Source organism: Peribacillus sp., assembly GCF_059453735.1.
Genome location: NZ_JAZVJO010000453.1, coordinates 1 through 6,796, shown reverse-complemented (window position 1 = coordinate 6,796; position 6,796 = coordinate 1). Strand labels below are relative to the sequence as shown.

The 6,796-nt window shown below is 38.5% G+C and carries 7 protein-coding genes; all 7 read right to left on the bottom strand.

Annotation, left to right across the window (positions count from 1 at the left end; genetic code table 11):
- Positions 1-415, bottom strand: a 415-nt coding sequence (locus tag AC52RT_RS14940; protein WP_495541479.1) for a chemotaxis protein CheD, incomplete at its 3' end; no start/stop codon positions are given.
- The gene (locus tag AC52RT_RS14935) at positions 408-1,040 is read right to left on the bottom strand and encodes a chemotaxis protein CheC (RefSeq protein WP_495541478.1); all 633 of its coding nucleotides are present in this window, start codon (positions 1,038-1,040) and stop codon (positions 408-410) included. The genes AC52RT_RS14935 and AC52RT_RS14940, both read right to left, overlap by 8 nt.
- A gap of 4 nt (positions 1,041-1,044) precedes the next feature.
- On the bottom strand, positions 1,045-1,515 hold the full coding sequence (locus AC52RT_RS14930) for a chemotaxis protein CheW (protein ID WP_495541477.1): 471 nt from the start codon (positions 1,513-1,515) through the stop codon (positions 1,045-1,047).
- A gap of 89 nt (positions 1,516-1,604) precedes the next feature.
- Entirely contained in the window at positions 1,605-3,638 is a 2,034-nt protein-coding gene (locus AC52RT_RS14925) for a chemotaxis protein CheW (RefSeq protein WP_495541476.1), read from the bottom strand.
- 20 nt (positions 3,639-3,658) lie between these two features.
- Positions 3,659-4,753 (bottom strand): protein-glutamate methylesterase/protein-glutamine glutaminase, encoded by a 1,095-nt coding sequence (locus AC52RT_RS14920; protein WP_495541475.1) that lies wholly within the window; start codon positions 4,751-4,753, stop codon positions 3,659-3,661.
- Positions 4,754-4,762: 9 nt separating this feature from the next.
- On the bottom strand, positions 4,763-5,629 hold the full coding sequence (locus AC52RT_RS14915; protein WP_495541474.1) for a MinD/ParA family protein: 867 nt from the start codon (positions 5,627-5,629) through the stop codon (positions 4,763-4,765).
- A partial coding sequence (gene flhF / locus AC52RT_RS14910) for a flagellar biosynthesis GTPase FlhF (RefSeq protein WP_495541473.1) occupies positions 5,622-6,796 on the bottom strand: 1,175 nt, incomplete at its 5' end. The genes flhF and AC52RT_RS14915, both read right to left, overlap by 8 nt.

Sequence of the window (6,796 nt, the reverse complement as noted above, 5' to 3'; positions counted from 1 at the left end):
TGTTTCCGCCTGTATCTTCAGCAAGTATTGGGATTCCAAGTGCATGTAATTGCCTTTTAACGGCTTCCACATTCCTCGGACCAATTCGCATTAAGTCACCTGTTGAGAACTGAAACATCTGCGCACCGCCTGCTATTTTTGCTTTTAGAGAACTAATCCGCGACCCTTTTCTCTGCAATCTTTTTACCATTTCTACAATGGCTGTGTCTGCAAATTTAGCCACATTAAGCTGACCTGCTCTTGATAACGATGAATCTGGAAGCATAACGTGAACGAGTCCAGCATGCTTTTTGAGTGAATCATAAATAACTACCCCCACACATGAGCCCAGCCCGCATGTGCGGATGATATCCGGTGAGGTAACCAAGTTCATATCTGCAATTCCAACTCTAATCACTGTCGGCACCTCACTCATTGCTAGGTACTCCTAAGGAAGTAAACATAGTCTCGAGCGAATCTGGATCGGGCAGCAGGAAAAAATGTCCCTGTATAGCCTCGCTAGTCCCAGATCCAGTTAGAATTGTATCAATCAAAATAGCAAAGTCACCCATCTGTGATAGTTCGATCAATCCGTAGCTAATTGTGGCACCCACCATATCAATACTTAATGAAGGAACCGAAGGCAATAAACTAAGGCCAGTAAAATCTGAAAGAGCTGAAAGATAGGAACCTGATAGAATATTGCCCACCTCTTGCAAAGCTGATAAGGCTATTTCTGAGTAGGGAGGATTAGTAAAACTAAAGTTCACTTCATCTGTTACTTGGTGGATAAAAAATTCTGCCTGGTATAAGGGCAATATAAAAAACATGCTTCCTGGTGCTTCTCCCTCGAGTCGAAGAAAGACACTGGCCACTACCGTTTCCGAACCACCGGCAGCCTCCATCATTTCATCAAAAGATAAGATCCTAACACTTGGTACCATCATATCTATTTTTCTATTAAGTAAGGTTGAGAGGGCAGTAGCCGCATTTCCAGCGCCTATATTCCCTATTTCTTGAAGAACATCGAGTTGAAAGGTAGACATCTTCTCCAAATGCATCTTTTTACCCTTCCTTGACGGAGAGAAGGGTCTCTTCCGGATTCAACACTTTCTCTAAATTTAATAAGATGAGCAAACGTTTTTCCATCTTAACCACACCGCTAATAAACTCATCAGCAACAGAACCTACCACATCGGGCTGTGGTTCAATATTATCCATGGAAATATCAATTACATCATTCGCCGAATCTACAATTAACCCTACATCCATTTCATCAAGGGTAACAATGATAATTCTTGTCTGTTCAGTATAGACCTGCTCATCAATCGAAAATCGGATTCGCAAATCAATAATAGGAATAATGACACCTCTAAGATTAATAACACCCTTTATAAAAGGAACAGTCTTTGGAACTCTAGTAATATGAAGTATTTTTTCAATAGCCTTAACATGATTTACAGGCAGGGCATATTCTTTATCTTTTAATTGAAATACAATTATTTTCATTTCTTCTTGTTCAATTTGCTCTATCATTCATAATCCTCCTCTGCCAGGTTATGGCGTTCGTGTCAGCAAAATGAGTAAATTAAACAACCTGTACTCTTGATTAACTGTTGAATTCGTTACATAATTAACGCGTTACAATCAATAATCAACGCGACTTTTCCATCACCTAAAATGGTTGCACCTGAAATGGCAAATGCTGAGGTTAAGTACTCTCCAAGAGATTTCAAAACGATTTCCTGTTGGCCGATAAATGAATCAACCACTAAACCAGCCAGCTTGTCCCCTTTTCTGACGATCACTACTGAATAAAACTCATCTTCTTCTTTCACAGTGGGAACTTCTAAGATATCTTTTAAGAAAAGAAGCGGAAGTACTTTTCCTCTAAAATCGATAACCTGCTGATTATGTGCGTGTAAAATGTCTGTATTTTTTATAATAGCTGTTTCAATTATTGAGGTTAATGGGACAGCAAACTTTTCATTTTGAATTTCAATCAGCATAACGGAAATAATCGATAACGTCAGAGGAAGCTGAATTAAAAATGTCGAGCCTGCTTCTTCAATGGAATCAATGGTTACGGAACCGCCAAGAGCTGAAATCGTATTTTTAACCACATCTAAACCAACGCCTCTTCCTGAGACATCAGATATTTTCTCTGCAGTTGAAAAGCCCGAAGCAAAAATTAACTCGTATATCTGCTTATCAGTCATCATTTCTGCCTGCTGAGTCGTCAGAATCCCATTTTTAATTGCCTTAGCTTCAACCTGTTTTCGTTTAATTCCAGCTCCATCATCTTTAATTTCAATAAAGACATGGTTACCGCTATGATAAGCCTTTAAGAAAATCGTTCCTTCCTCCGGCTTCCCTTTTCCTAAGCGCTGCTCGGGCGTTTCTATACCATGATCAATTGCATTTCGAAGTAAATGGACAAGCGGGTCTCCTATTTCATCAATTACCGTTCGATCTAATTCTGTATCCGCTCCAACTATCTCAAGGTTCACTTTCTTATTGAGATCTCTTGCCAGCTGACGGATCATTTTCGGAAATCTATTAAATACGGTATCGACCGGCACCATTCTCATATTTAATATAATATTCTGCAAATCTCCGGTAACCCTAGACATGCGTTCAACACTTTCATGCAGTTCTTGATTGTCCAGTTCTTTTGAAATTTGTTCAAGCCGGCCTCTATCGATGACAAGTTCTTCGAATAAGTTTAACAATGTATCCAATCGTTCGATATTTACTCTAATGGTTTTATTACCTGCCGGTTTACCATTTTTTTCTTTCTTTTGCTCTTTTCCGGTCTCTGCCGATTCTTGTTGATGCACAATACTTATTTCTTTTGTGCTTGCTTCTTCTTGCTTGGCAGCAGCTAGTCTAATTTCTTGCAAATGAAGCTGTTTTACTTGTACACTCTCAATTTCTGAAACTTTCATAATTTTCTTTTGAAGGTCTTCTTTACTTTCTTTGGTTACTACCGTCACTGTGAAACTATGATCAAATCTTTCTTCCTCAAGTTGATCGACAGGTGGTGTTGCTTTAATGATTTCTCCAGATTTTTCAAGTATTTCAAACACCATATATACGCGAGCACCTTTTAATAAACAATCTTCATTTAAAGTGATTGTCAATTCATGTGACGTAAAGCCCTGATCCTCTGATTGCTGAAGGACAGTCAACTCAAACTCGTCATAAATCGTTTCCTGCTTCTGCATACCTTCATTAATAGTTGCCATCGTTTCAGTACGAACGCTGTTTATTGGTGATTCACCTTTCTCAATCATTTCAAGCTTTGCAACCACTTCTTTCACGTTACGTTTTCCATTGCCACCATCAGCAATCGACATGACCATCGCTTCTAGGTCATCTACAGCTTGAAAAATTACATCAAAAATAACTGGTGTAAGTAGTGTTTTTTGATTACGAATGGCATCTAGAACATTCTCCATTTTGTGAGTTAAATTAGCAAGATCCTCGTATCCCATCGTAGCTGACATCCCTTTTAATGTGTGGGCAGAACGAAAAATTTCATTAACAATCGAAAGATCTTCCGGCTGTTTTTCCAGTTCCAGTAAATGCTCACTACACATTTGAAGGTGTTCTTTACTTTCTTCAATAAATACTTCTAAATACTGATTCATATCCATAGAATTCCACACCTCTCAGATTAACAATAGCTGTTTATCACGCTTGCAATATGCTCAACATCCACTACTTTATTAATACATCCTGTTGCAATTGCTGCCTTGGGCATCCCAAAAACGATGGATGTTTCCTGTGATTCTGCTATCGCCATGGTTAGACCTGTTTTCTTTAATTGAATAAGCCCGTTGGCTCCATCCATTCCCATACCTGTCATAATGACGGCAATTTTTTCATAATTTTCGATTTCACTTACAGACTCGAAAAGGGTATCAACTGATGGACGATGTCCATTTTGCTGATCGGTTTGATCAATACTAACGGCCAAACTCATCCCCAATTTTTTTACCTTTAAATGATAGCCGCCAGGAGCTATATAGGCCGTTCCTTTTTTTAGAATCTCGCCATCTTCTGCTTCCTTGACATGAATGGCTGATAATGTATCAAGCCGTTGAGACAAAGATTTTGTAAAACCTGGGGGCATATGTTGAACGACAAGAATCGGTGCATTGATTGATTCTGGAAGCATGGATAATACTGTTTGCAGAGCTCTTGGACCACCTGTTGACGTCCCAATCACTATGAGTTTCTTATCACTGACGGCTTTATTCGTTATATGTTTTGGGTTAAGGAACTTTTGTTGAACGGTTTCACTACCTGGTTCAACTACTGCAGGCTTTCTCTCGCAGTCCTTCTGGGGCATGTGCAGCTTTGCAATATTGGCCGTACCAGCGCATAATACTTTGGAAATCAACTCACTCTTAATTTTGTGTAAATCCAGTGAAATGGCTCCTGAAGGCTTGGCAATGAAATCAAATGCACCTAATTGCATGGCAGCTAGGGTACTTTCTGTACCCTGCTGTGTTGTACTAGAAAGCATAATCACAGCTGTAGGACACTCTTTCATCATTACTTTTAAGGCGTCTATGCCATCCATAATAGGCATTTCAACATCTAATGTAACCACATCCGGCTTAAGTTCCTTAACTTTCTTAATCGCATCTGCACCATTTCTGGCTGTACCAACAATCAGAATGTTTGGGTCTTCGGTAAGAAAATCTTTAAGCAGTTTTCGCATAAACGCTGAATCATCTACAATAAGAACGGTAATCTTTTTCATTTTCTCGCCCTACTTTCCAAGAAAATATCGTTTTAAATTCCCTAGAAAATTTCTGTTTTTTACCGTCAAATCGTCCGAAAAAGATTGTGTAATAAAACGAGACGTAATATCTGTAAGAGCTTTTGACACCCTTGCATTTGGTTCAAAAAGGAGAAAAGGAATCTGTTTAGTTACTGCACGTGAAACGGTTCTGTCATCCGGTAATAAACCGATAGGAGAAATCTCCTTCAACAAAAATTTTCCTAGTGCATTTTGAAGTTTCCTAATTGTTTCCGTCCCTTCCTTTGTTCCTTCAGCACGATTACAGACTAAGTAAAATGGCAGAAGATTATTTATTGAATTCAAATATTTCATCAATGAATAAGCGTCCATTATCGCAGTAGGTTCAGGTGTAGTAATGAAAATTAATTCATCAGCACATAATAGAAACTTACTAGAATCTTGATTGATTCCTGCCCCCATATCAAAAAGAATATAATCATATTGTCCAAGTAACAGGGTCAACTCAGAATGAAAGCGTTCGAATGAGGCTTCATCAAGTGAAAAAAGGGATGAAAGACCAGACCCGCCTGCAAGAACGGAGATATTCTCAGGACCTGTCGTAATAATTTCTTTGAGAGGAATCTGCCGCTCAAAAAAATCAATAATAGTAAGCTCAGAATGTCTCCCCATTAAAATGTCTATATTCCCCATTCCAATGTCCATATCAAACAGCAGCACACGCTTACCTAATTTCGCCAATGCTATGGCAAAGTTTAATGAAAAATTAGATTTTCCTACCCCGCCTTTTCCACTTACAATAGCTACTGCTTTAGCATGACTTGAGGTTCTGTGTGATAGTAACTTCAACCGTAGATTTTCTGCTTGATCATGCATATCTCTTTTCTCCTAATATGGTTTTCACAATTAATTCTGGATCTGCCGCTTCAATATCATTAGGTACATCCTGTCCATACGTTAGATATGCAACTCCAAGCTGTTGCTGATTAATAAAATTCAACATCGTTCCATACGTAGAAGTTTCATCTGCCTTTGTAAAAATCACCTGTTTAATCTCGATTAAGGAAAACTGCTGATAAATATCAGTCATATCTTTTTCCTTTGATGTCAACGCCAAGACAAGATAGGTTTCCATTTCCGTCGTAAAATCAATGACTCTGCTAAGATCTTCAACATATTCCTGATTTCTAAAATTACGGCCTGCCGTATCTATGTAAATCAAATCATAATCAGCAAACCGTTCTGCTGCGCGTTTAAAATCTTCTAAGTTATATGCTACTTCAACCGGTACATTTAAAATCTCAGCATATTTTTTTAATTGTTCAATAGCGGCAATACGATATGTATCAGTCGTAATAAAGGCGACCTTTTTATTGTGAACTAAAATAGAATCAGCTGCTGCTTTTGCTAGGGTCGTTGTTTTCCCTACCCCTGTTGGTCCTATAAAATTAATGAATTTTTTTTGAAACGTTACACCCCAATTAGGTACCCCTGATAGTTTGGCTACGAGTTCAGCTTCTAACCAGCCGCTTACTGTCTCTGCATCGCTTATACCATGGTTTTGATGCCACTTATTAACCAACTTTTCTAATATTTCTTCCTGTATAAGCGGATCCACTTCTTGTTCGATTAAGATCTTGCTTACCGGCTGTAATGGGAGTGGGTAATACGTATTTGTCTTTCCCAAACCTTTCATCATGTTTTTTATGTCAGCAATTTCTTTGACTAACTCTACTTGGGCAGAATCAGAATTTTTTAGCTGTTTTTCTATTTTTATTGAAGAAGCTGAAGATGCAGAAGCCGGTATATCAGGAAGCTTTTTTTGTTTCTGTTTTTGAATCGGCTTTTTAGAAGGTGGTTCAATCGCAGCGATAACCTCTATACTGCGTTTTTTAAAGAAACCAATGAATCCGTGGGAAAAAACAGGTTTTGAACTTAAAATAACCGCTTCGCTTCCTAGTTCTTCCCTGATCTTTTTCATGGCTTCTGACATTGAAGAAGCTACATATTTTTTCACCTTCACTCCACATTCACCACCCCAAC

Bases quoted from the DNA above. Each gene is read 5' to 3' on its own strand.
- AC52RT_RS14935 (WP_495541478.1), bottom strand. From the start codon at position 1,040: ATGCATTTGGAGAAGATGTCTACCTTTCAACTCGATGTTCTTCAAGAA.
- AC52RT_RS14930 (WP_495541477.1), bottom strand. From the start codon at position 1,515: ATGATAGAGCAAATTGAACAAGAAGAAATGAAAATAATTGTATTTCAA.
- AC52RT_RS14925 (WP_495541476.1), bottom strand. From the start codon at position 3,638: ATGGATATGAATCAGTATTTAGAAGTATTTATTGAAGAAAGTAAAGAA.
- AC52RT_RS14920 (WP_495541475.1), bottom strand. From the start codon at position 4,753: ATGAAAAAGATTACCGTTCTTATTGTAGATGATTCAGCGTTTATGCGA.
- AC52RT_RS14915 (WP_495541474.1), bottom strand. From the start codon at position 5,629: ATGCATGATCAAGCAGAAAATCTACGGTTGAAGTTACTATCACACAGA.